This is a genomic window from Microbacterium sp. (assembly GCF_051860965.1).
Lineage (GTDB): Bacteria > Actinomycetota > Actinomycetes > Actinomycetales > Microbacteriaceae > Microbacterium.
The window spans coordinates 366171-387416 of record NZ_JBIMKU010000005.1 but is presented as its reverse complement, the minus strand read 5'-3'; the positions used below and the strand labels follow the sequence as shown (position 1 = coordinate 387416).

Here is a 21246-nt window from a genome sequence, read left to right as displayed (position 1 = left end):
CAGGATACTGACCAGGAGACAACGCCCTGGGCCAGATCAGAGCGACACCCCTGGGCCAATTCAAGTTGACATAGTCAAACGTCGCCTACGCATCCTCAGAGAACCAGGTTTCCTTGACTGCGCTGCGGCGCAGAGGTCGCCGCAGCGCACTAGTCTTCACTCACTAGCTCGCAACACTTGGAAGCCCCCGATGATCCGAGAATCCGCCGCTGAGGCTGACCGTCAACTAGGCGAACAGCGCTCGGCTTGTGAGTCTTTGGCGACTCGAGCGGGCTTGATGGTCGGCGTGACTGGAGCGATACTAGCGTTCGCTGCGACACGGTCGACCGCCCAAACAACCGACCCAAAGCTGGGGTACTGGCTCATCGTGGGAGCGGCTGTCCTGGGAGTGGTCGTCTTTTGGGCGGCCCGAGTTGGGGTTGGTCCAACGCCGGCCGCGTTGCTCACGACATCGGATCCAGACGACTTGACTCGTGCCAAGCTGTTGTTGGTGGAAGCGAACGCTCGCGTCCTTCTGCGCGTGCAAGTACTGTTCACCGCGCAAGTCATCGCAACGATAGTCGGCGTCGTTGAGTTGGCGCGCCTGATGTGGGAGTTGCCGTGAGCGAAGTCGCGTTCTGGACTTTCATGGAACTCCAGTTTGCGAACATCCATGAAACTCTGGCAGGTGACGACGGTCAGGAAGGCGGCGCCCTCGACATCGATCCAACTAGTGCGACAACTTCAACTTCTCGCCTAGATGAACCTCGGTCGATATTCCCGAATGTCATCGGATGGATCGCTGCCGACGCGAATCGCCAAGCCATCGGACTCAAAGACACCGCGGATTTCACTCGAGCTCGTCGTATGTTGTCTCCCCGGAGCCCGCTGGGTCCTCTGCTGGGGCTGACCGACAAGGACCTTGACCGAGCACTGACTCGAGTCCATGAACGTCATGCCTTGTCTCACGCGCAGGCAACGCTGAAGCGAGCATTGGATGTCGTGGCCGCGGTTGCCGCAATGGTCTTCCTGTCGCCTGTAATGCTGGTTGTGGCGATCCTCATCAAACTGGACTCGCCAGGGCCGATTTGCTTCTATCAAGAACGGATCGGCATCGGAGGGCGTGTGTTCCGCCTGCTCAAGTTCCGAACCATGCATCTCGATGCTGAGCATCTACTAGCCCGCGCAGTAGCGGCGGTTGCAGATGGCGAAGGATCGAATGGCGTTCTCTTCAAGATGATGGACGACCCCCGCATCACCCGCGTTGGCCGGTTCCTACGGCGCTACTCGATTGACGAATGGCCGCAGTTCCTGAACGTCATTGCCGGGCACATGAGTATCGTCGGGCCGCGGCCGAGCCTTCCAAGCGAGCAGCTCTACCGCCAGAGCGATCTTCGCACGCTTCCAGGGATCACCGGTCTGTGGGCGATAGCTGACCATCGAGACTTGTCATGGGAAGAAGCCGTGCGAATCGACGATGCTTATGGGGCGAACTGGACCCTCCGAGGCGACCTGCGCATCATGTTACGGACGCTCATGAGGAGCTTGCGCCCGGTGAGGTACTAAGTCCTGCCGTCTTTATGCCTCCAGCGTCAAACGGCAGGTGGCGTGGCAGTATCGATTCCGTGAGCGCTCCCGACATCTCCGCAGAGTTGATGGACCAACTGAAGGGATCTGGCGGGGAGAAGCACACAACCCTCTTCCTTGGTGCAGGGGCTTCAACGACTTCGGGGCTTCCCGACTGGGACACTCTCGTGACACGTCTGCTTCTCGCGGGGAAGTCAGTACCGGATGCGGCCACTGCCCAGTTGCTGCTCGCGCGTCAGGACCCGTTGATGGTCGCTGAGGCCGCTCGCGCAGCACACGGCGGACGCTGGAACCAAAAGCTTCGGCGGGCGCTGTACGAAGGAGTGATCGCAATGGAAGCCTCGCCACTGCATTTGGCAGCCACACGCCACCTGCTCGAGGGCGACACGCACGATACAACCCTTGCCACCCTCAACTTCGACAACTTGCTCGAGCAAGTCATTCTCCATGAGAGGCCCGACAAGTCAGTCGGCTCGAGAACTACTCAGGAAGTTCCCGACTGCGATTACATCGTGCATCACCTTCATGGGGTCGTCACGCCATCCGAGGTCGGAAACTGCGTACTCACTTTGACGGAGTTCCTTGACCTCATCGGCGACGAAGAGGCATGGCAGCGCACATTTCTCGCAGAGTCCCTGGAACACGGGGCGCTGGTGATTGCAGGTACGTCCTACCGCGACCCTGACATTCGCCAATGGCTTCATGCCGCAGTTCGGAGGGCGCCCGATACGCACGCTGCGATGGTGCTTCTCGCACGCCAGGGCTTCGGAGTGTCGAAGTCAGAGTTCGAGGCGATGCGAACGTCGCTGACCGCCCAGTGGGAGCGTGTCGGCGTACGCGCGGTACTCATGGAGGACTTCTCCGACGCCGCGCAGGTCATCCGTGAGTTGCGGGTACTAGGTCGGGAGGGGTACCTGTCACCCCAGGCGCGCAGCAAGGCCGTTTGGACGCATCATGCCGACAGGTTCGTTGAACTACAGGAGAGATTTTCTACGCAACTGGAGGCAGATGCGTCCAGGATTGCGCAGGAGATGGATGCGGCGGCCCTGAACGCTTCGCTCTGGTTGGCGCGCGGTGATGGAACCGTCGTCAGGTGGGCGTCTCAGGATCGGACGTACCGCGACCTGGATGCGCTCCGCGCGGTACCCACGGGCTTTGACAGTCCGTGGGTCGCAGGGAAGGCTGTGTCTGCGGATGCGCTCCTATTCCAGAACCTCGAAACCCTCCCGACGCGCCGATGGCGATCAGTACTTGCCGCACCACTGCCAGTCTCGCATCCAACCCTGCCAGAAGTGACGACAGCGGTTCTCACGATTGGGTTGCCAGAGACGGCGGAAGCATACGACGACTCGCGGATGCTTTGGGGGCCGGTTATCGGAGAAGTGAGCAACCAGTGGAGCGAACGTCTGGGTGAGACATTCGTATGAAAAGCGCGTGCGCGGCGGACGGCGAACCTATACTCGGGAACAAGCAGAGGGGGACTACATGGCGAAGTCCAGTGCATCCGGCTACCAAAGCCTTGGGAACGGTGTGTTCCGGGTCGGCGGAGTGGCGACGCGCAGTGCTGTGACTGGCAAGTACGTCACCTTGCCTTCAACGAAGGCGAGGCAACCTGGCGAGAGCGGCTCCGCTTCGAAGCGGAGCCGGTAGCTTCTTTACTCTGAGGCGGTTCGTAGCTGTCGACGAAGGCGTTTCATCCATACTTGTGCGTCGACGGTCTTCGTCGGCACATCTATCAATTGACTGTATAGAGTCCGCCCGAGGTCAGTCTGAGCGCGAGCCTCCTCAAAGGACCACATGATCTGGCAGAGATTTGCGAGATCACGTGCGTCACTCTTGATGAGGTCGGCCGTTGCCTGGCGGTAAAGGGCTCGACCAGCGCCGACGTCACCCGCTCGGAATCGAGTCAAGCCGCGCGTTGCTGTGAGAGTCGCTTCTTGCTCCGGGTCGTTCGATGTAGCCAGGCTCAGGTATTGATCGGCTTCATCTGTGTGCCCGAGCCTTGCGGACGCGAATGCGGCATTGTTGAGAAGTATTGGATTTAGCGGGTGGGTCCGAAGTCCGACTTCCGCGTATTCGACGGCCAAGGCGTAATCTTCGAGCCCAGTTAGAGCTACATAGGAAGCGTTCACTGCGGCGCTCAACGAGAACGGTTCATCAGCAATCCAACTCGCAACGGCACTTTGCGCCCGCCGCCAGTCCGCGACTTGAACTGAGGCAAGCGCTTCGGCTTCGTATGCTCGCGGTGCCGACTGTACCGTGCCGACATCCGCGAGACCGTGATCTCGGGCCCACACGGCTTGCGCGAGTGCGTTGTCAGTCGGATCGCGTACGGCGTCCAACATCAAACCCCGCGCCCGTTTCTCCCGTCCCGCACGCAACTCCTCGCTCGCTAGCGCAGCTGCAAGTTCGCTCGCGCTGAAAGGGGAGACAGAATTGTCGATGAGTAGCTCGCGAGCGGTCCGGATGAGCCGAATAGGAACGTCGGCTAACTGAGATACGGCAATGTGCGCGGCAAGCAGCCACGGATCCGACTGGAGGCGGTCCGAGCTGCTCAGCCAACGGAGTGCTTCGCCAAACTCATTGGCATGGACAAAGAATCGGGATGAGGATCTCAGGACCAAGCGGTTGTCTGGGGCTATCGCAAGCGCCGCTCTGATTGCACGCGTCGCTTGATCGGTGTTGCCCAACGTCACATGAGCGAGGGCGAGGTCAAGCCAACGAAGCGCACTTCGAGGATGCTCCCGGAGATATGCCCGGAGCCGGTGCACCCGAAAGCGAGCGTGCTCGTCAAGCTCGGTGGCTGAGACAAATCGCAAATCGGGCTCGTCGACTCGATCCGCGCGCTGCGCTGTTAGGCGTTCGATCACGTCCGGCCTAAAGGGACCTTGTTCCAAGATGGATATTGCCTGGGATTCGAGGGATGAAGTCGCCCCCAGTCCCGCCGTGCGAATTGTCGACAACAGATCCGCGGCCGTCCAGGGATTGGCGTGCGCGGCGAAGTCAAGCTCGCGTCGGCGCACGCTCTCGCGGAAGTCCAGCGCGCCTTGCTTCGTCGGCCGAGCGGGACTCAACTCTCGAGAAGTGGCTCCCGCGCGCGTCGGTCTCCAGCGCGGAACGACGTTTCGATTTTCGTGCGGACGGAGGAGGCTCACCGTCGGCGCGATCTCTCTACGCTAGCTTGCTTGCTCAACCGGTCCAGCATCGAGACGACGCGGCTCAGCGAGAACTGCGGCGTGGTGCCGCGCGACGCGGCGTGTCGGCGAGCTGGGTCCGAGTCGCACAACGAACTAAGTAGTTCCACGACGGTCTCATGGGTCCACGCCGGTAGACCTTCTCGAACAGTCTGAATCGCGGCATCCGTCGCGTCGCGAACCGAGGGCTCAACGTCTACGTAGTCACCTGCCCAGACGTCCCACCGAAGGTCAGGATCGAGATTCTGGTAGATGAGCGTCTGAATGTGAACGCCGCTCAAGACGAAGGCGATAAGGCCTCCCAACTGGTAGAGATCAGTACCCTTTCTGCGCTGATCGTTGCTCCCTGGAACCTCACCATAGAAGTACTCGGGAGGCGCGTATGTGGCATCTCCAGGAAACATCTCGTTGTCGAACCTGTATGGCCGGTCGCTAACAATAGCTCTCCCGAGGTCCGCCACCTTCGCATGCGAGAGTCGTGAGCCGAAATCGATCCCAAGGATGTTGGAAGGCTTGAGGTCTTGATGTGCTATTCGAGCACCGTGAAGCTCGGTCACACCAGCTGCAACGTCGTGCAAGAGCGCGAAGCGAAGCGCGAGGTCTTCATCGTCGAATTGAAGCGGAAGGACAACTCGGAGGTCGCCCAAAGCGGGCTCGAAGATTATGTAGCTGAGCAGACCCATAGGGAAGGTCGGGTCTCGACGCGTTTCGCTGTCGAGCGCTAGAACGATGCGCCTCATCCGAAGACCTTCGCACTGGTTCAGAACAGCAACCTCGTGCTGAAAGTCCGCAGTGAGTTCCTGGATTGCGTCGATCAGGTTCTCGGCGCTATACGCAGTTTCGAAGTCGAACACCTTGCAGAAGGCTTGTTGCCCGCCGGCGCGGCTGACGAGATAACAGACCGAGAAGGATCCGCCGGTCGTGGGGCCGGACGCGTCAGCACGTTCCGTAACAATCCACCCGTCGATGAGCTCGGTGCCAATGAGCTGGTCATAGGCAGATGGAGCGAACTCTGCACTCACGTCGCTCCTTCCTAGCCGGCACGAAGTTCTCACTCGGTTCCCAGGGCCGAGATCTCTTGTGAGCGTAGTCGGCCGTTCAACATTCACCGAGGTAACCACGCCTCCAGCGCGGAGATCTATGGTTGGTCGCTCGACATTCGAGTTCCGACGTCCGACAAAGCCGAACACAGGCACTGCGCGCGACTCGGCCGATCGAAGTAGTCCCGGTAGCCCACGTCATACCGAAACCGCAAAAAAGAGTGATGCAAAATGAGTGATGCACGCAGGCACCAATGTGTAATTACTTCACAGATTCACATCGGGCGGCGTACTCTGAAGTCATGCGGGGCGGACTCGAGAGGTGGAAGCGAGGCGCTGGTTCAGGCGGACTGAAGCAGGCCGTCAACTACGCGTTCGAGGGCACGTGCGACTCGCACTTCCGCACTTCGACCGGAGTAGCCGCACTCGACGCATACGCGAACGTCGCCACGGTCTCCCGGTTCACCGTCACCGATGAGCGCATCGCTCGAGATGCGCTCGCTCCCGCGGAGCTCCGCGCATGGGTCGATGGGCGCGACCCTAAGACGGGTGCCGAGCGCGGGGTGATCTACGCGGCGCCGAACTCCGACCTCGTTCTGGACGGCACGGTCAACGCGCCGAAGACGTTCAGTCTCGCCGCGCTCCTACATCCGGAGATCGGGGCGGAGTTCGAACGGCTCCAAGATCGGCTGCGCGACCGGATCGTTCGAACGTGGCAGTCGGAACTCAACGCTCGACGAGGTCACGGAGGACTCATCCGCGAGGACATCGCGCAGATCGAGGTAGTCGAGCTGCAGCACCGACGATCCCGGTCACTCGACCCCCACCTCCACCGTCACCTCTGGCTGAACGTGAAGGTGCTGGGGCGTGACGGCCGCTGGTCGAACGTCGACTCCCGCGTCGCGATGAAGCTGCACACCCTTATCAACGCCGAGGGAGACCTGGCCGCCCGCACGGACCCCGAGTGGATCGCGGTGCTCGCCAAACACGGCTATACCGTCAACGCGGACGGGGAGATCGCGCAGCTCGTGCACGCCGTGCGTCCGCTCTCGCGCCGATCGAATCAGATCGAGCTGAACCGGTCACGGTTGCTGGCAACGTGGCGTGACGAGCATCGCGGCGCCGAGCCGAGCTATGACGTGTTGCGTCAGATCGACCGCCGTGCGTGGGCGACCTCGAGGCCGAACAAGCCCGGCACGGTCAACGAGGACGAATGGGAGGACGCGGTCCGCGCCGAGCTCGCGCAGATCGATCGCGCACTTGTCCATCGGGCTGCACCTCGTCCGGTGCAGGCGGTCTCGATGGCGAATCTCGATCGGACCCTTTTGGCGGAGATGGGGGTGGTCGATGCCGACGATCGGTCGACCGGATCTGGCGGCCGATTCAGCCGATTTGATGTGCGTGCCGGTGTGGTCCGCGCGATCTCTCGCTCTGGTGTCATCGCACCACGCGAGGAGCTGGACGGCCTGATCGACGAGGTTACCGCGTCGGCGATCCGGACCACCGTGAAACTCGTGGATGCCGCGGGCGCGCCAGGGCACGTGAAGTGCCTGATGTCGTCGGAGACCGTGCGCGCCAAGATCCGGCTTGCCGGACTGCTCGACGCCCTCGCCCAGCCCGGTGGGACTGAGCCTCGTGCGGTGATTCGGCGGCTGGCGGCCAGGGTGGTGGGTGCGAAGACGCTGGATGATGCGCAGGTTGCTGCGGCTCGAGCGATCGCCGGCGATGACCGACTGGTCACGGTCACTGGTCCGGCGGGGGCAGGCAAGACCACGATGCTCCGTGTCGCGCACGCCGCGGTCGCACGTCGTGGGGGCCGCATGGTGGTCGTGGCGCCGACGAAGAAGGCCGCAACTGTGGCCGCGCGAGAGATCGGCACGTCCGCCTCGAGCATCCACGCCCTGCTGTTGGACCACGGGTATCGCTGGTCGCGGGATGTTGCCGGGGCGCAGGTCTGGTCCCGTCTCACGCGAGGTGAGGTTGATCCGACCACGGGTCACGTCTACGCGGGTCCGGTGCGATTCGCGGTGGGGCCGCAGGATCGGATCGTTGTCGACGAGGCAGGGATGGTCGACCTTTACGCCGCAGCCGCGCTTGCACAGATCGCGGTCGACACCGGCGCGCGGATCGCGTTCGTTGGCGACCCGTGCCAAGCCCTGCCCGTCGGGCACTCGGGCGCGATGGCCGCCGCCACGAGACGTGCGGCCACTACGGTCGAACTGCAGTCCGTGCACCGCTTTCACGATCGGGAGTACGCAGAACTGACCCTCCGGCTACGTAACCCCGCCAGCGACGAGGACGCCCTGGCAGTAGCAGCGGACCTCGACGCCGCCGGCCACCTCCACCGCGTCGCCTCACGCGAGGAGGCGCTCTCTGCGATGGTCGACGGATACTTCGCGCACACTGGGTGCGGTGATCGGGTCGCTCTTGTCACCGGCAACAACGCCGACGCGGACGCCATCAACGAAGCGATCCAGCAACGACGTATCGACTCCGGCGACCTCAACCTCCGCGAGGTTGCGATCGGTCAAGGGGAGCAGCGGCTTCTCGTCGGCGACCTCGTGCAGACTCGCCGCAACGACCGCGCGAGCGGCGTCGAGAACCGCGCGTCGTGGATCATCCGCCGCATCACCGCCGACCACATCGACCTGATCAGCCCCACTGATACCGCCGACCTGCGCCGAATCACACGCGCATACGCGGAAGAGCATGTGCACCTCGCGTATGCCTCCACGGTTCATGGCATCCAGGGGGAAACGACGGACGCGTCGATCGTCGGACCCGACGTCGACGCCGCCGGCCTCTACGTTGGCCTCACCCGCGGCCGCACCCACAACGCCGCCATCACCATTGCCGACGGCCAGCAGCACGCCATCGAGAACATCGCCCGCAGCATGCGCCGCGGAACCCCGGAGGTCACCATCGAGGACTCCATCCGCGCCGCACGCGCGGAACTCGCCAGAACTCGTGGCAACACCCCCGCGCCGATGGCCCCGGTCGCCGCGCTCATCGCGAGTACTCGCGGCATCGCCTGACCCTGAGGAGTTGACATGACTGACCCCATCCCGCTGTACCCGGCCCCGTTCATCGTCTGGCGACTGACCGACGAAGAGGACGGAACGATGCGGATCGAAGCGATCAATCGATCCGGTTGGGCCGAGCAGGAGATCTGGTGCTCGATCACCGACGCGCGGTTGTTGGCCGACGCGATCCACGGACAGTTCCCGTCTGATCGTGGGCAGGCGTCGGCGCCTGATCAGTCGTAGGTGCGGTGGACGTGCCAGCTGGCGTCGCCGCGAAACACGTCGAACACGAACGCGTCACCGCTGTCGTTCGTGCCTTGAAACCGCCATCCGTAGAGACCCCTGCCGCGTTCTGCCGCGGACCAGATCGAATCGCGCAACCGGGTCGGAGAGTCGGTCACGATCCATCGTTGGCCGCCGAAGAACATCCGCGCCGGGATGTCGTCGACCATCCATATCGTGACTTCATGCCCCACATCGATCGCCGTCATGAATGAGAGATTAGAACATAAATACGATAGACGGTAGCCTGACGGTGATTGGTCGGAGGGAGGGGGACCCGGGTCGGTGGGTACGAACCGACGGTACGCAGAGCAGGTCGACCGGCGCATGGACGAGCGGATCCTGCAACGGATCGCGGACGAGTTCCCCCTGCAGTCGCTCACGGAGAAGGAACGCCAGGCGGACCGGTTGCCGGTCACGCGGGACCCTCGACCGAAGAGCTGCCGCGCGTGGGTGCGGTTCGGCCCGCACCCCATGCTCGTCGACGCGAAAGTCGCGGTGTGGAACGACGTCGCGTGCGGGATCATCTTCATCGTTCGCGATAAGGAGTACCGATGCTGGGTGTGGGCCAGCGCCGTGAGTCCTCCGGTCGACTAAGTGAGGGGCTAACGCGTGGAAGCGGGGTGAGAGTACGCTGACTCTCACCCCGCTTCCTGTGCACTCAGTTAGCGAGAGATCCCTGTGGCGGCGTACGAGGCTGGCACGGCTACTGGCCCCGAAGCGGACGTGTCCGCGGCGGGGCCGTTAGCTTTTGGGGAGCGCTCGACGGTGACGCCGGCGAACTTGAGGGAGGCGCCGACGTTGTCCGCGACGATGTCGCGGGTTTCGCGGGTCTGCCCGGTTTCCTTGTCGGTGTAGGTGCCGAATCGGAGGTCGCCTGCGACGATGACGCTGTCGCCCTTGCGGAGCGAGTTCGTCACGTGCTGTGACTGCTGGTTGAACACGACCACGCGGTGGTAGACGGTGCCGGCGTCTTCCCACCGGTTCGTGGTCTCGTTGAGTCGGCGGTCGTTGACGGCGACGGTGAATCGGGCGTACTCGTTGCCTGATTCGCCGGCGCCGTGTTCGGGGTCACCGGTGAGGTTGCCCTCGATAGTGACGGGGATCCTGGTGGTCATCCTTCTTTCCTTTCGTTGGCCGCACCTAGTGTTGGTGCGGGGTGGCGTGGGCCTGGGTGGTCCACGCGGTCCATGCGTTCTCGTCGGTCACTGTCGCCCAGGAGCGGGATGGTGTGTCTTGGTGCCCGTTGGAGCATCCGCCGCCGTAGGCGTGGGTGAGCCGGGGGCGGGCGATGGCGAGGCGTTCGTGCCAGCCAACGGGTCCGAGGCCGGTGTCGGCGTCGTCGAAGCAGACCACGTGCGCGGTGTGCAGGGCCGAGAGCTCTTCGACGAGCTGCTCGTGCTGCCACCAGCAGTTCGGCACGGTGGAGATGGGGACGCGGTAGCGGACGGTGAACCATTCGACCCAGTCGCGGAGGTCCGCCCACACCTGTTCAGCTTCTCCGCTGGTGAGGTAGCGCCAGTTGATGATCTCGGCCGCGATCGGTTCGGAGGATTCGTCGCGGTCGATGTCACCGGGATCCTCCTGAGGTGGGGGCTCGGGGTCGGAGGCGGTGACGCCGGCGAACGCGTCGATTGCGTCCTGCGGCTCACCGTCATCAGGGAAGCTCATGCGGTTAGCTCCTCGGTGGGGTGGGCGAGTTTGCGGCGCAGGTGGTCGAGGGCGATGTGGGTGGCGTGTCGTCGAGTGCGGTGGCGGGCGAGGACTTGGTCGCGGTCGATGAGCCTGTGCAGCAGGTCGTGGCAGTAGGGGTGGAGAGGGATCAGGTCGCTGTGCGGTTCGTGGGCGACCCAGTGCCCATCGCTGGAGCGGTGGACGCCGGTGTAGTCGGCGTGGTGGAGTTCGAGCATGTTCTTGACGTCGGGGATGCCGCACGCCTGGCAGCGGAGGGTTTCCCCGGAGCGGGTGTGGTGGGTGAACCATCGGTCGCGTCGGGCGAACCATGCGGGTGAGTGGAGGTAGCCGGTGCGGTAGCCGCGGTCGCGGATCTTGCGGCGGTTGCTCATTCGTCTTTCACCGCCTCCGCCGGTTTAGTCTTCACCGGCACTTCCGCCGGCTGGGGCGGCTGAAAGGCGGTGCGGAACACGGTCTGCTGTTCGGTTTCGATGGTCTGTTTGCCGTGGTGGATGGCGCGGGCGTCGGAGCGTTCGTCCCATCCGGCGAGGTCGAGGAGGACGCCGCGGCGGTTGCGGTAGGCGAGGAGTCCGAGGGTTTGCGGCATCCGGCGGATCTCGTCGACCGACATGAGCGAGCGGCGTTCGTGGTGCTCGCTGGTGGAGTGCCCGGCGTCGCGGGTGGACCAGGACCGGAGGGTGCGCTGGGTGTCGCGGCTGCCGAGGAGCGCTTCGATGTCTTGGAGGTGGGTGACGTGGGAGGCGCCGCCGAGGAGGACTTTGGCGGTGGCGGCTGCCCAGATGGTGTCGGCTTCGGCGCGGGACCAGGCGGTTTCGGCTTGGGAGAGGGCTTGGAGGACGACGAAGGTGCAGATGCCGCGGCCGCCGCCGTCAGCCATCGTGCGGGGCAGATTTCCCCAGCGGAACATGTTCACGATCTCGTCGAGGATCAGCCCGAGCGGTTTGTGCAGCCGTGATCCGGTCGAGGCGAGCGCCTTCGTGCGGGCGACTTCGACAATGTCGTCCAGCACCGCGGACAGCCACCCGCCCATCGCGGACGCGCCGGACGCGGACCCGATCAGATAGAGGGTGTTGGCGTCGTCGAGGAACTCTCGCGGGTCGAAGGCGGGGTCGCCGGTGCGGGGGCTGAGGGTGTCGCGGATCTGGGGGACGGCGAGGGGGGCGACGGCGCCTTGGACGCCGAACCAGATGGAGGAGGCGAGCTTCTCGTCGCCGGTGATGGTGGCTTCGAGACTGTCACCCCAGCCGGGTGCCCCGTCGATGCGGAGGATCTCGGCAGCCTGGAGGGCGAGGGAGGGTGAGGAGCCCCATTCGTAGAGGGTGGCGACGGTGCGGTTGCCGACGGCGGCGGCGTGGAGGAGGCGGGCGAGGACGACGCCGGATGCTTGCGCCCATTCCTGGTTGGTGTTGCTGGTTCCGAGGGCTGTGCCGGTGATGATCGCGGTGCCGCGCTGCATGGCCACGAGGGGGTCTTCGCAGCCGGCGATCGGGTTGACGCGGAGGGTGTGTCGGATCCCGGAGAGTCCTTGCGGGTCGAACACGTGGACGGTGCCGCGTTGCTGGCGCATCGCCATGGTCGCGGTCAGGTTGTCGTTCGTGGTGGAAGTGGTGACAAGCGGGCCGGTCCAGTCGAGGATCGCGGAGATCAAGACTCGGTAGCCCTTACCTGATCGTGGCGGGCCCTCGAGGGCGACGGAATCCTCAATGGAGACGAACACGTCGGTGCCGCGGGAGCGGCCGACTCGCCATCCCACGTCGGTCGCGGTGGGCTTTGCCAGATCGGGACGCAGCTGCTTGGCGCGGCGGAGGACCGCTCTGGCGGAGAGGTGTTCGCGGATCTCGCTCGAGGTGGCGAATCCCGGGCGGGTGCGCAGTTCGGCGATGAACGCGCGATCGGACTGCCGATACCGTCGCACTGCGATGACGATGCTGATCGCGAGCGCGACGATCACCAGCAGGGCGAGGAGGTCGGCGACGCGGATCTGCCATAGCGGCAACGCGCAGCCCGCGGGTGGCGTGTAGGTGGCGGGGTCACCGGTGAGGGCGAGCCACAACCCGGAGAGGAGGCCGGTGGGCGTGGGGCGATCGCCGCAGACAAGCTGGGTGATCGCCTCCGCGATGAACGCATAGGCGAGCGCCGCCACGACACTGGCCGCGATGCCGATCGCGATGACCTTGCCGAGCACGCTTTCACCCATGATCGAGTCCGTTCCTACAGGCCTCTGGTCGCCGCGGCGGTGGCTCGGATCCACGCGTCGCGAGTGCGGGGCCGGAGGTTGTCGAATCGCAGCCCACCGGACTTCAGCGCCGGGTCGTAGGGGATGACTTCCACGGCGCGGACGTGAGCGGTGAACCCCTCGACGATCCGCTTCACTGCGGTGTGGTGGGTGGGTTCGGACTGGGTGACGACGATGACCGCATTCTCTGCCAGGGCACGGGAGTGGTCGTCGCGGGTGCGGAGCGCGTCGAGGAGGAGCGCGGCGGATTCGGCGGACTCGGGTGCTGCGAGCGTGGGGATGACCAGTTGCGTGGTGGCGTCGATCATGCTCAGCCACCGGTCGGCGGACTCGTCGTTGCCCGAGTCGAAGACCACGACTCGGTAGTAGCGGGCGGCGACCTGCATCAGCCGGTCGAACTCCTCCGCCGTGAGCCGCTGGTCGGCGGCGAGCAGTTCCGGGTTGGAGCGGAGCACGTCGTACCGGTCGGCGTGCTGGTGGTGCACGAACGCGGTGATGTCGGAGACGGCGGCGGCGGTGGCGAGAAGGTCGTCGGTGTGGTGGAGAAGGTCGCGGATGGTGGTGTCGTAGAGGCCGGTCTCGGTGCGCCATCCCAGGGTGCCGCGAGTGTCGTTGTTGTCCCACGCGAGAACGTTCCCTCCTCCGTGGCGTGCGATGACGGCGGCGATCATCGCCGTGGTCATCGTCTTGCCGACGCCGCCTTTGCCGTTCGCGACGCTGATCGTGCGGCATCCCGCCCAGTGCGTCGAGACCGCCGCGATTGCATCGTCTCGTTCCCGCTGCGCGTGAGAGATGGGCAAGGAGATGCCGAGTCGCGCCAGGAGTCCCCGTGCGCCTGCCGGCTCCGAATCGGAGGCAAGGAAAGTGGGGCGCTCGGTGACAGGCCCCGCATCCGCCGCCCGAGCGGTGGTGTCGCCGGTCGGATCCGGAGTCTCTCTCGTCACCTCTCCTCCCACAACATCGCTGTTGGACTCGATCTGGGCCATCCGCTGGTCGATCCAGCTGCCGGGGTCCTCGTCGGTCTCGCGGGCTTGCGCGCGGGTGTCGGGTGGGAGGGGTGCGAGTGTGCCGTCGACGCTGACGAGGAGGTGGTGGTCGCCGCGGTCGCCGCTGGTGACCAGTTCGATGGGGGCGCCGGTGCGGCGGGCTTCGTCGGTGGCTTTTCGGACGATGGCGAGGCGGATGTCGTCGCCGGGGGTGACGGTGATGGGTTCGCGGTGTCCGTCGCCGGCGATGTAGGTTGCGGTGGGTCCGGTGACGGTGGCGTAGGCGCGGGTCATGACAGCTCCTTTTGGGCGGTGGCCAACCAGCCTTCGACACCCGGGTCAGGCGTGGGTGCGGGTTCGGCGGGCCAGAGGCTTTCGAGGTCGTCGGGTTCGAGCAGATGGAGGTGCGGGTCGTTCTGATCGGGGGTGACGGCGTCGTCGGTCTTGAACAGTTCGTATTCCCACTCGGTGGAGGTGGCGAAGCAGTCCACGAGGTAGGAGTATTGGCCGACGTAGGCGAGGAACTCGCCCTTGCGGAGCTGGCGGGCCATGTCGACGTGTGGGGCGGGCAGGTTGAGCCGCTCGCGGAGGTGGGTCTGTTCTTGGTGGTTCACGCGGAAGATGAACTTGTTCTCGATGTCTCCGATGATTGAGTAGGCGAGGGCGCGTTCGAGGGACTTCTCGTCGCCGACGGCGTCCAGGTCGCCCATCTTGTGCAGGATGACGATGTTGCTGATCCCGTAGTGGCGGGACAGTTTCAGCCACTGCTGGAACATCTGCAGTGACGCGAGCGATGTCATGTCACGCCATCCCTCCTCCCGCACCACATACCGGGTGCGCTTCGCGTCACGATCGGAGATCACGGCCTGGATCCAAGCGGTGGAGCACACCTGGGTGAGCTGCGCGGCGAGCTCACCTCGAGAGAACAGCTCGCTGGTGTCGGTGACGACGATGGGCGCGTCCTGGTCGAACTCGACCGTGGACGCGTCTTCGAACAGGCCGGAGAGGTCGCCGTCGACGAACCGCCGCAGCACGAACCGAGGTTGCACCGCCCCCGGTGCCACCTGCCGTTCCTGATCGGTCCCGACGGGCGGATGCTCGAGTTGGTGATAGACGCCGCGGAGAGTCGGCTGGTCGTTGGTGTCGGCGATGCACCGGTCGAGGGCGTCGTGCATCGCTGCATGTTCGATGGCGGTGAGTCTCGCGCCGAGGGTGAGTTCGACGATCGCGATGAGAGTGCCGGTGCGGCGCTGCTTCACCATCTGCTCGTGCACTTCATCGGAGGTCCCCGTCCGCCTCGGTCCACGATCCAGCGGGTTGAGGCGTGCACCCGTGCCACCACCGAGACGGATCACGCGACCACCCGGAATCGCGTCAGCGAGAGCGACCCATTCGCCCTTCGGATCCGACGGAACGACCACCTGGTGCCCGAACGCGATCGATCGGGTCGTGAGCGTCTTGATGGTCGCGGACTTTCCTGAGCGGTACGCGCCGAGCACGAGGACGTTTGTCGAGAACGTGCCCCGGTCGGACGTATCGACATAGGCGGTCCAGGGGGAGAAGTGCCAGAGTGCGTCGGCGTTGAGGTCGACCCCGACGATCGGCCCCCTATGGCCGAGCCCGGCGTCCGCGACGAACGGGAAGATTCCGGCGAGGTGCTGCGAGGTCGCCTGATGCGGTGGCAGCACCGGCCGCGCCAGATTCCAGTACCCACCGCTCACGAGCCCCGGCCCGAACGGCCCGGCCACGGCAGGTTCGGGGAGGCTTCGGTCGCGCCGCCCCACGTGTGCCGGCTCGTCCTGGCGCAAGGTGGTGGCGACTTCTCGGCGCAGGTCGGCCTGTTGCTTCCGGGTGAGGCCGGCGGGGGTGAAGGTCACGCTGTGGCGAGCCATCACTTCATCCCCAAGCCGACTGGATATGCGTTCACCATCAGCGCCTCTGCCTGCTGGCAGTAGAGAATCTGCGCCTCCATGCCCGCCCGCGAGAGGGCGTTGCGCATCCCCGCGATCGCCTGATCCAGCTCCGGTTCAGACGGGGCGGTGATGGTGAGATAGGCGCCGTATCGGAATTCGCCGTGACCGGCGACGATCTCTTGCTCCTGTTTCTCTAGCGCGTCCCAGTCCGCGGCGTCCGCGGCAGATCCGTCAGCGCCGCGCTTGGCGCGCAGCTTCTCGTTCCCGCGCCATACCTTCTTCTCATCCCGAATCCGTTTCAACGCCTTCGACACTGGGACGGGCGTGAGTACGAGCGACAGGATGTGGGTGACCGCCTCACCGGTGTGCGGGTGGCGGGCGAACACGATCGGCGACACGAAACCGACCGGCGCATCCGACCGCGGCCACTCGTGGATCCACATCGTCGTGTGCACACCCGAGTCGGTGATCACGATCCCGTTGCGACCCTTCGGTTCCTCCAGGTACATCGGTCCGATGGCAATCGGGTCGACTCCCGCTTGCGCGTCGTCGCGGTTCTGCACGGTCGGGGCGAACGCCGGGTCGACCGTGAGACGACCTAGAGCGGCAACGTCGCGGGTGGTGAGCCAGTGGCGGACGCGGATCTTCGCCGCCTGCAGGGCGTCGGCCAGGTTGCCTGCCTCGATGTAGGCGAGGGAGGTGATGGCTGCCTTCCCGCCGCCGAGGGACTTCAGCTGCGCGCCAAGCGCAACGAGGTCAAGGGTGAAGGTGAGGTAGTTGCGATGCGAGACCGCGAACCGCTCCGAGGCATCCATGACGGCCTCATAGTTGGTGGCAAGCGGAGAGCGCGCGTCCAGGTCACGGCGACGCTGCACGGTTTCGTAGTAGTCACGGGCGGCACGGATCGTGGTGGGAATGGTGCGCTCCTGCAGTGTGACCCGCTTTACCCCCGGACGCTGCGTGAAGGATGCGAGAACCGATGCCCACTGCTGAGCGAGGTCGTACCGCTCCGGAGTGTCGTGCATGAGGAATCCCTGCACCTCGAGTTCCGCCGTCACCGACACGGACCGGTCGTGCGGGTTGTACACGCACCCCATCCCGTCCATCTCCCACAACTGCAGCGACGCCCGCACGCCCGGCAGGTTGAGCGTCCCCGCCAATCGGGTCTGCTCTGGACGAAACGCCTGCGTCGTCGCGCCCATCGCTTGCCGCACCTGTTTCATCAGCCACAGACCCGCCATACGCGGCGTCGAGATCCCATGGATGCTCGTTAGCGCCGTCACTCCGAGCGCGAGATAGATGGGCGCCGCGTAGAGCAGCCCAAGCGGCCCGAATCGGTTCACGGCGATGAGGAGGACGAGGCCGGCGGCGGCGACGAAGCCGAGCTGCCAGCCGTCCATGCCCATCACCACGCCCTGGCGCGAGCGCCGAGGCAAACGCACCGGACGAGTCAGATCAGTCGACGTAGTCATGAGCTACTCCTTGCACTCGTCACCGGGGCTGGCGTGGGGCTCGTGGATGCGGCTGAGGGAGCGGCCGTCGCTGGGGTGCCCTCTTTGATGGCGGAAGCGGGTGAGGTCGATCGCGCAGGTGTGGAAGGACCACGGGGTGGGGAAGCTGTGGACACGCGAGATGCCACCGACCCTCCTCGTCCGATCGCTCCGGTTGCGATGCCTGCGGGTGACGCGCCGAGCCGAGACGGGATGCGCACGGCAGTCCTTGCCGCGTTGGAGCTCACGCGCCCCGCGTGCGAGGCCGCGCCCGATCCCACCCCGTCCGCCGCGACGGCACCGACGAAGGAGAAGAGTCCGAAGATCGCGAATGGCGCGAATGCCACAAGCACCAATCCGATCAGCAGAGGCCACGAGCGGGGATCCCAGATCGTCTTCACCGTCGAGAGCCCGTTGATGATTAGGGTGATGAACCCGATCGTGAGGGGGCCAGTCAGGAGAAGAACGGCGACGGCGGAGATGTAGCGGACGACCCATTGCGGCCCGATGCCCCGGACCGGGAAGACCATCCAGGCAACCGGTCCGACGGCGATCAGCGCGGCGAGCACGATGTTCCGGAAGGTAAACACCAGCATCAGCAGCAGCATCCCGATCATCAGGAGCCCGTGCAGAACGAATGCGAAGAAGTAGTTCGCCTGACCGCCCGCCCACATCACCCCCTGCAGCGTCGCGAACAGGCCGCCCGCGCCGTCACGGTTGAGGATGTACCACGTCATATCGTCGATCGCATTCAACAGATGACCCGTCAACCACAGGGACAGCGGCACCGCCACCACGGCGATGAAGCTGCGAACGATCGCACCCACGAGCTCGCCACGATCCCCGGACACGACACCGGCGGCGACCGCCCACACCATCGCCCCGAACAACACGATCAAGATCGCCCACTGCCAGAACGACCACTCATCCGCCGCAGCCGTCCACAATAAGCTCGACGTGTCGAATCGCATGTTCTCCGCAACGGCGAACATCATCCCCGTCGCCGACAACGCCATCCCACGACCCGCGTTCTCGAACGTCAGGCAGACGGCGTCGCCAAGGCTGCAGCCGTATGCCACCACGGCCGGCTTCCCTCCGTCTGCCCGAATCGCCAACTCATGGTCGTCGTACGTAGTGCACACGGTGACCTTTGAGCCCTGCAGCAGCACCCCGAGGAAGCAGTCTTGCGCCACGACGTCAGCAGCGCTCGTTGGCGTGCAAGAAACCTGTCCGTCGCTTTCACTGCACGCGACGGGGTATGTCGGCGCTGACCACGGTTCTCCCTCAACGCTCGCGCTCGCAACCACAACGGGGGTTTCGGCGGCGGTGGCAGGGGCGAGCGCACCGGTCGCGAGGAGGAAGCCGAGGCCTGCTGCAGCGAGGATTGCGCGGGGGGTGGGCATCAGAATCCGAAGTCGAAGTTTACGAACCATTGGAAGAGGCCGGATGCGGCGCCGAGGACGGCTGCTGCGATGAAGATCCACAGGATGTTCTCGCCCGCCCACGTCCGCACCCGGTCCGGCGCGAGGCCGCGGAACGCAAGGGATGCGCCGGCGATGATCAGCATGATCAGGACGGTGATGAGCGCACCCGCGAGGATGTAAGACGCGATCACCTGGAAGCCTTGGAAGAAGGGGGCGGAGAAGTCCGGTTCGATGTCGGGGATATCGACGTCCGCCGGGATGAGTGCGTGGGTCATGTTGTGTGCTCCTTGTTGTGGTCCTAGGCGAGGGGGAGTCCGCGGGCGGCCATGAACGGCTGCGGATCGATCGCCCGACCGCCGAGCGAGACCTCGAAGTGCAGGTGGCAGCCGAAGGACCTACCCGTGTTGCCCTCGGCGCCGATCGGCGTCCCCGCGGTCACCTCGTCCCCGTCGCGGACGAGGAGGGATCCGGTGGTCATGTGGCCGTACAGGGTGATGAGCGAGTCGCCGTGATCGATACGCACCGTGATGCCGTAGCCGGAGTAGGTGCCGGCGGTGATGACACGGCCCGGGCCGGCGGCGTAAATGGTGGATCCGCAGCCCTGGGCCATGTCGTAACCCTGGTGAGCGGTAGAGCAGTAACCGCAGCCGATCACCGGGTTAAATCCATACCCCCGCCCTTTCGTATAACGCCCTGCGAGCGGATAGCCCCACTCGCCACTGACCATCGGCGGCGCGCCGGACGCGATCGTACCGGTCACCGCCTGGCCAGCAACGGCGAACGGGATCGCGATCAGCGGTGTGAGGATCAGGGCGTTGAGTAGGAGGAGGAAGAGGATGGTGGCGAGGGCGATCCGCTTTCCAGTCCTCGTCTTGGCGAGGGCTGCGATCGCGGTGGCCGGCGCTCCCATCTCAGGGCTCCAACGGCTCCGTGAAGAATCGAACCACTTTGCAATCCCCCGGACGCTGCGCACTACCCGGTGTCGGAACCGACTCCGGACCGCACAGCACCTGCACGCTCACCCGCACCACATCATCGAACGAGGTCTCCCCGCCCGACCCGTCGCCCTGGGTGAAGGTCAGCGTCATATCCGCAGTGCCGATCGACATGTCCCCGGACGCATCGTCCGGCACGTCCGTGAACACCACATCGCTCGCGGTCTCCGCGACGACGCGCCCGTCGCTGCGCGCGAGTGAATCCCACTCCTCCTGCGGAAGCACGACTCCCTGCCTGAGCTCAAGCTTCGCGGCCGTTAGCTCGGCCTCACGGTCGTCCTCGCTGTTGTAGCGGGTGTCGGAGGTGAACCAGGTATCGAGATAGGCGAGCCAGTCGTCGCGGTCAGCCTTGGTCGTGTCGAAGGTCGAGGCAGCAGCGATAGCAGCGCGGATGTAGGCGTCTGCGTCGGTCGTGATCGGTTCCGGAATCCATCCTCGATCCGTCACCGTCGCGTCTACCACGTCGCCACCCTCATTCGGTATCGAAGGATCAGTGCTCGGCTGCTGCGAATCGCTCGTCGAAGGAGTTGGTGCGGCACCGCGCGTCGCGGTAACGGCGATCACGATGATCGTCGCGATTCCGACCAGCAGAATGATCCCGCCGATGATCGCCCACATCAGACCCCGGCGCCCGGACGACTGCCTCGCCATCATGCTCTGCCCTCCTGATCGATCAGGACCGCGTTTACCGAGTCATAGGACGGGCCCGTCGTCGGTTCCCGTAGGGGCAGTTTATGCACTCGAGTCGAAATCCGAAACAAGATCAATTTTGCATTTCGGGTGATACGCGCGCGAGGCTCACGGGGTGTGCCGGGGGGTCTACATGCCGCGATCGAATCGAAGGATACGCCCGATCCCCGCGGTTGTCTGTCGGATCTTTGGGGGACAGCGCGGTGAGGGCTAGTTGATTCGACCCTCGCTCTCCCCTGACCCGTCCATTGCATGACTGAAACATACACTGTTACAGTCGAGAAGTGAACCACTAAATGTCCCAGTCGGCTGGACGAGGCGGGCCACGCAGAGCGACAATGTGACGTGCCGAAAATCGTCCGACCCGCCAACAGCGAGCTCGCGGAGGACCCGATCAAAGCGTTCGGCAATCTCACGAAGATCGGGGTGATCGGTTACCTTCGCCAATCCCCCGCGAGCACGCGCGCCGAAGTTGCTCGTGCGCTCCAGGTGCAACCCATCACTGCGGCTCGCGCGCTCGCAGAGCTTCTCGAGGTCGGACTGATCGCAGCTGATCCCCCGCGCGATGAAGCTGGTCGAGGTGAGTGGGTGCGCTACACCGTGAGCAACTCAAACGTCGCCGAGCTCTACCTGCAGCTCGGTATCGCTCTCGGGGAGATCTAGCTAGAGGACGGACAACTCCGTCATCGTCTCGTGAGCTCAAATGTCTCGC

At 64.8% G+C, this 21246-nt stretch carries 19 protein-coding genes; 6 read left to right on the top strand and 13 right to left on the bottom strand.

The features are described 5' to 3' along the window. Positions 1 to 600: 600 nt before the first annotated feature. The gene (locus ACTIFV_RS12340; protein WP_439593076.1) at positions 601 to 1545 is read left to right on the top strand and encodes a sugar transferase; all 945 of its coding nucleotides are present in this window, start codon (positions 601 to 603) and stop codon (positions 1543 to 1545) included. A gap of 59 nt (positions 1546 to 1604) precedes the next feature. Further along, complete coding sequence (locus ACTIFV_RS12335; protein ID WP_439593075.1) at positions 1605 to 2993, top strand: SIR2 family protein; 1389 nt, start codon at positions 1605 to 1607, stop codon at positions 2991 to 2993. 1724 nt (positions 2994 to 4717) lie between these two features. Here the strand turns inward: ACTIFV_RS12335 and ACTIFV_RS12330 are convergent. Continuing rightward, the gene (locus ACTIFV_RS12330) at positions 4718 to 5782 is read right to left on the bottom strand and encodes a protein kinase domain-containing protein (RefSeq protein ID WP_439593074.1); all 1065 of its coding nucleotides are present in this window, start codon (positions 5780 to 5782) and stop codon (positions 4718 to 4720) included. Positions 5783 to 6054: 272 nt separating this feature from the next. Here ACTIFV_RS12330 and ACTIFV_RS12325 point away from each other — a divergent pair, with 272 nt between their 5' ends. Then, the gene (locus ACTIFV_RS12325; RefSeq protein WP_439593073.1) at positions 6055 to 8835 is read left to right on the top strand and encodes an AAA family ATPase; all 2781 of its coding nucleotides are present in this window, start codon (positions 6055 to 6057) and stop codon (positions 8833 to 8835) included. 15 nt (positions 8836 to 8850) lie between these two features. Next, on the top strand, positions 8851 to 9066 hold the full coding sequence (locus ACTIFV_RS12320; protein ID WP_439593072.1) for a hypothetical protein: 216 nt from the start codon (positions 8851 to 8853) through the stop codon (positions 9064 to 9066). Here the strand turns inward: ACTIFV_RS12320 and ACTIFV_RS12315 are convergent. Continuing rightward, on the bottom strand, positions 9057 to 9314 hold the full coding sequence (locus tag ACTIFV_RS12315; RefSeq protein WP_439593071.1) for a hypothetical protein: 258 nt from the start codon (positions 9312 to 9314) through the stop codon (positions 9057 to 9059). The genes ACTIFV_RS12320 and ACTIFV_RS12315 overlap by 10 nt on opposite strands. A 76-nt stretch (positions 9315 to 9390) precedes the next feature. Between ACTIFV_RS12315 and ACTIFV_RS12310 the strand changes: the two genes are divergently transcribed. Further along, positions 9391 to 9702 carry a hypothetical protein gene (locus ACTIFV_RS12310; protein WP_439593070.1) on the top strand — a complete coding sequence of 104 codons (312 nt, stop codon included), beginning with the start codon at positions 9391 to 9393 and terminating at the stop codon, positions 9700 to 9702. Between the two features lie 68 nt (positions 9703 to 9770). Here ACTIFV_RS12310 and ACTIFV_RS12305 read toward each other — a convergent pair whose 3' ends face one another. Genes ACTIFV_RS12305 through ACTIFV_RS12255 form a run of 11 tightly spaced genes read right to left on the bottom strand, consistent with a single transcriptional unit; the run spans position 9771 to position 20498 of the window. Next, a complete protein-coding gene (locus ACTIFV_RS12305; protein WP_439593069.1) occupies positions 9771 to 10223 on the bottom strand; it encodes a single-stranded DNA-binding protein in 453 nt (150 codons plus the stop codon). 25 nt (positions 10224 to 10248) lie between these two features. Then, complete coding sequence (locus ACTIFV_RS12300; RefSeq protein WP_439593068.1) at positions 10249 to 10776, bottom strand: hypothetical protein; 528 nt, start codon at positions 10774 to 10776, stop codon at positions 10249 to 10251. Beyond that, positions 10773 to 11171 carry a hypothetical protein gene (locus ACTIFV_RS12295; RefSeq protein ID WP_439593067.1) on the bottom strand — a complete coding sequence of 133 codons (399 nt, stop codon included), beginning with the start codon at positions 11169 to 11171 and terminating at the stop codon, positions 10773 to 10775. The genes ACTIFV_RS12300 and ACTIFV_RS12295 overlap by 4 nt, the downstream gene beginning before the upstream one ends. Continuing rightward, positions 11168 to 12985 (bottom strand): type IV secretory system conjugative DNA transfer family protein, encoded by a 1818-nt coding sequence (locus tag ACTIFV_RS12290; protein ID WP_439593066.1) that lies wholly within the window; start codon positions 12983 to 12985, stop codon positions 11168 to 11170. The genes ACTIFV_RS12295 and ACTIFV_RS12290 overlap by 4 nt, the downstream gene beginning before the upstream one ends. A 26-nt stretch (positions 12986 to 13011) precedes the next feature. Beyond that, entirely contained in the window at positions 13012 to 14316 is a 1305-nt protein-coding gene (locus ACTIFV_RS12285) for a ParA family protein (RefSeq protein ID WP_439593065.1), read from the bottom strand. Further along, entirely contained in the window at positions 14313 to 15914 is a 1602-nt protein-coding gene (locus ACTIFV_RS12280) for a hypothetical protein (protein WP_439593064.1), read from the bottom strand. Before ACTIFV_RS12280 ends, ACTIFV_RS12285 begins: the two co-directional genes overlap by 4 nt. Beyond that, entirely contained in the window at positions 15914 to 17407 is a 1494-nt protein-coding gene (locus ACTIFV_RS12275) for an SCO6880 family protein (protein WP_439593063.1), read from the bottom strand. The genes ACTIFV_RS12280 and ACTIFV_RS12275 overlap by 1 nt, the downstream gene beginning before the upstream one ends. Then, on the bottom strand, positions 17404 to 18909 hold the full coding sequence (locus tag ACTIFV_RS12270) for a hypothetical protein (RefSeq protein WP_439593062.1): 1506 nt from the start codon (positions 18907 to 18909) through the stop codon (positions 17404 to 17406). Before ACTIFV_RS12270 ends, ACTIFV_RS12275 begins: the two co-directional genes overlap by 4 nt. Continuing rightward, positions 18828 to 19124 carry a hypothetical protein gene (locus ACTIFV_RS12265; RefSeq protein ID WP_439593061.1) on the bottom strand — a complete coding sequence of 99 codons (297 nt, stop codon included), beginning with the start codon at positions 19122 to 19124 and terminating at the stop codon, positions 18828 to 18830. Before ACTIFV_RS12265 ends, ACTIFV_RS12270 begins: the two co-directional genes overlap by 82 nt. A 23-nt stretch (positions 19125 to 19147) precedes the next feature. Beyond that, positions 19148 to 19759 (bottom strand): M23 family metallopeptidase, encoded by a 612-nt coding sequence (locus ACTIFV_RS12260; RefSeq protein WP_439593060.1) that lies wholly within the window; start codon positions 19757 to 19759, stop codon positions 19148 to 19150. Between the two features lies 1 nt (position 19760). Next, on the bottom strand, positions 19761 to 20498 hold the full coding sequence (locus ACTIFV_RS12255) for a hypothetical protein (protein WP_439593059.1): 738 nt from the start codon (positions 20496 to 20498) through the stop codon (positions 19761 to 19763). A gap of 381 nt (positions 20499 to 20879) precedes the next feature. Between ACTIFV_RS12255 and ACTIFV_RS12250 the strand changes: the two genes are divergently transcribed. Beyond that, positions 20880 to 21197: a hypothetical protein gene (locus ACTIFV_RS12250; protein WP_439593058.1), complete on the top strand. Its 318-nt coding sequence runs from the start codon at positions 20880 to 20882 to the stop codon at positions 21195 to 21197. The last annotated feature ends 49 nt before the right edge of the window (positions 21198 to 21246 follow it).

Excerpts from the sequence above, each read along its gene's own strand:
- ACTIFV_RS12255 (WP_439593059.1), bottom strand. The coding sequence starts at position 20,498 with ATGATGGCGAGGCAGTCGTCCGGGCGCCGGGGTCTGATGTGGGCGATC.
- ACTIFV_RS12260 (WP_439593060.1), bottom strand. The coding sequence starts at position 19,759 with ATGGGAGCGCCGGCCACCGCGATCGCAGCCCTCGCCAAGACGAGGACT.
- ACTIFV_RS12295 (WP_439593067.1), bottom strand. The coding sequence starts at position 11,171 with ATGAGCAACCGCCGCAAGATCCGCGACCGCGGCTACCGCACCGGCTAC.
- ACTIFV_RS12325 (WP_439593073.1), top strand. The coding sequence starts at position 6,055 with ATGTGTAATTACTTCACAGATTCACATCGGGCGGCGTACTCTGAAGTC.
- ACTIFV_RS12305 (WP_439593069.1), bottom strand. The coding sequence starts at position 10,223 with ATGACCACCAGGATCCCCGTCACTATCGAGGGCAACCTCACCGGTGAC.
- ACTIFV_RS12280 (WP_439593064.1), bottom strand. The coding sequence starts at position 15,914 with ATGGCTCGCCACAGCGTGACCTTCACCCCCGCCGGCCTCACCCGGAAG.
- ACTIFV_RS12265 (WP_439593061.1), bottom strand. The coding sequence starts at position 19,124 with ATGACCCACGCACTCATCCCGGCGGACGTCGATATCCCCGACATCGAA.
- ACTIFV_RS12315 (WP_439593071.1), bottom strand. The coding sequence starts at position 9,314 with ATGACGGCGATCGATGTGGGGCATGAAGTCACGATATGGATGGTCGAC.
- ACTIFV_RS12275 (WP_439593063.1), bottom strand. The coding sequence starts at position 17,407 with ATGACTACGTCGACTGATCTGACTCGTCCGGTGCGTTTGCCTCGGCGC.
- ACTIFV_RS12320 (WP_439593072.1), top strand. The coding sequence starts at position 8,851 with ATGACTGACCCCATCCCGCTGTACCCGGCCCCGTTCATCGTCTGGCGA.
- ACTIFV_RS12285 (WP_439593065.1), bottom strand. The coding sequence starts at position 14,316 with ATGACCCGCGCCTACGCCACCGTCACCGGACCCACCGCAACCTACATC.
- ACTIFV_RS12300 (WP_439593068.1), bottom strand. The coding sequence starts at position 10,776 with ATGAGCTTCCCTGATGACGGTGAGCCGCAGGACGCAATCGACGCGTTC.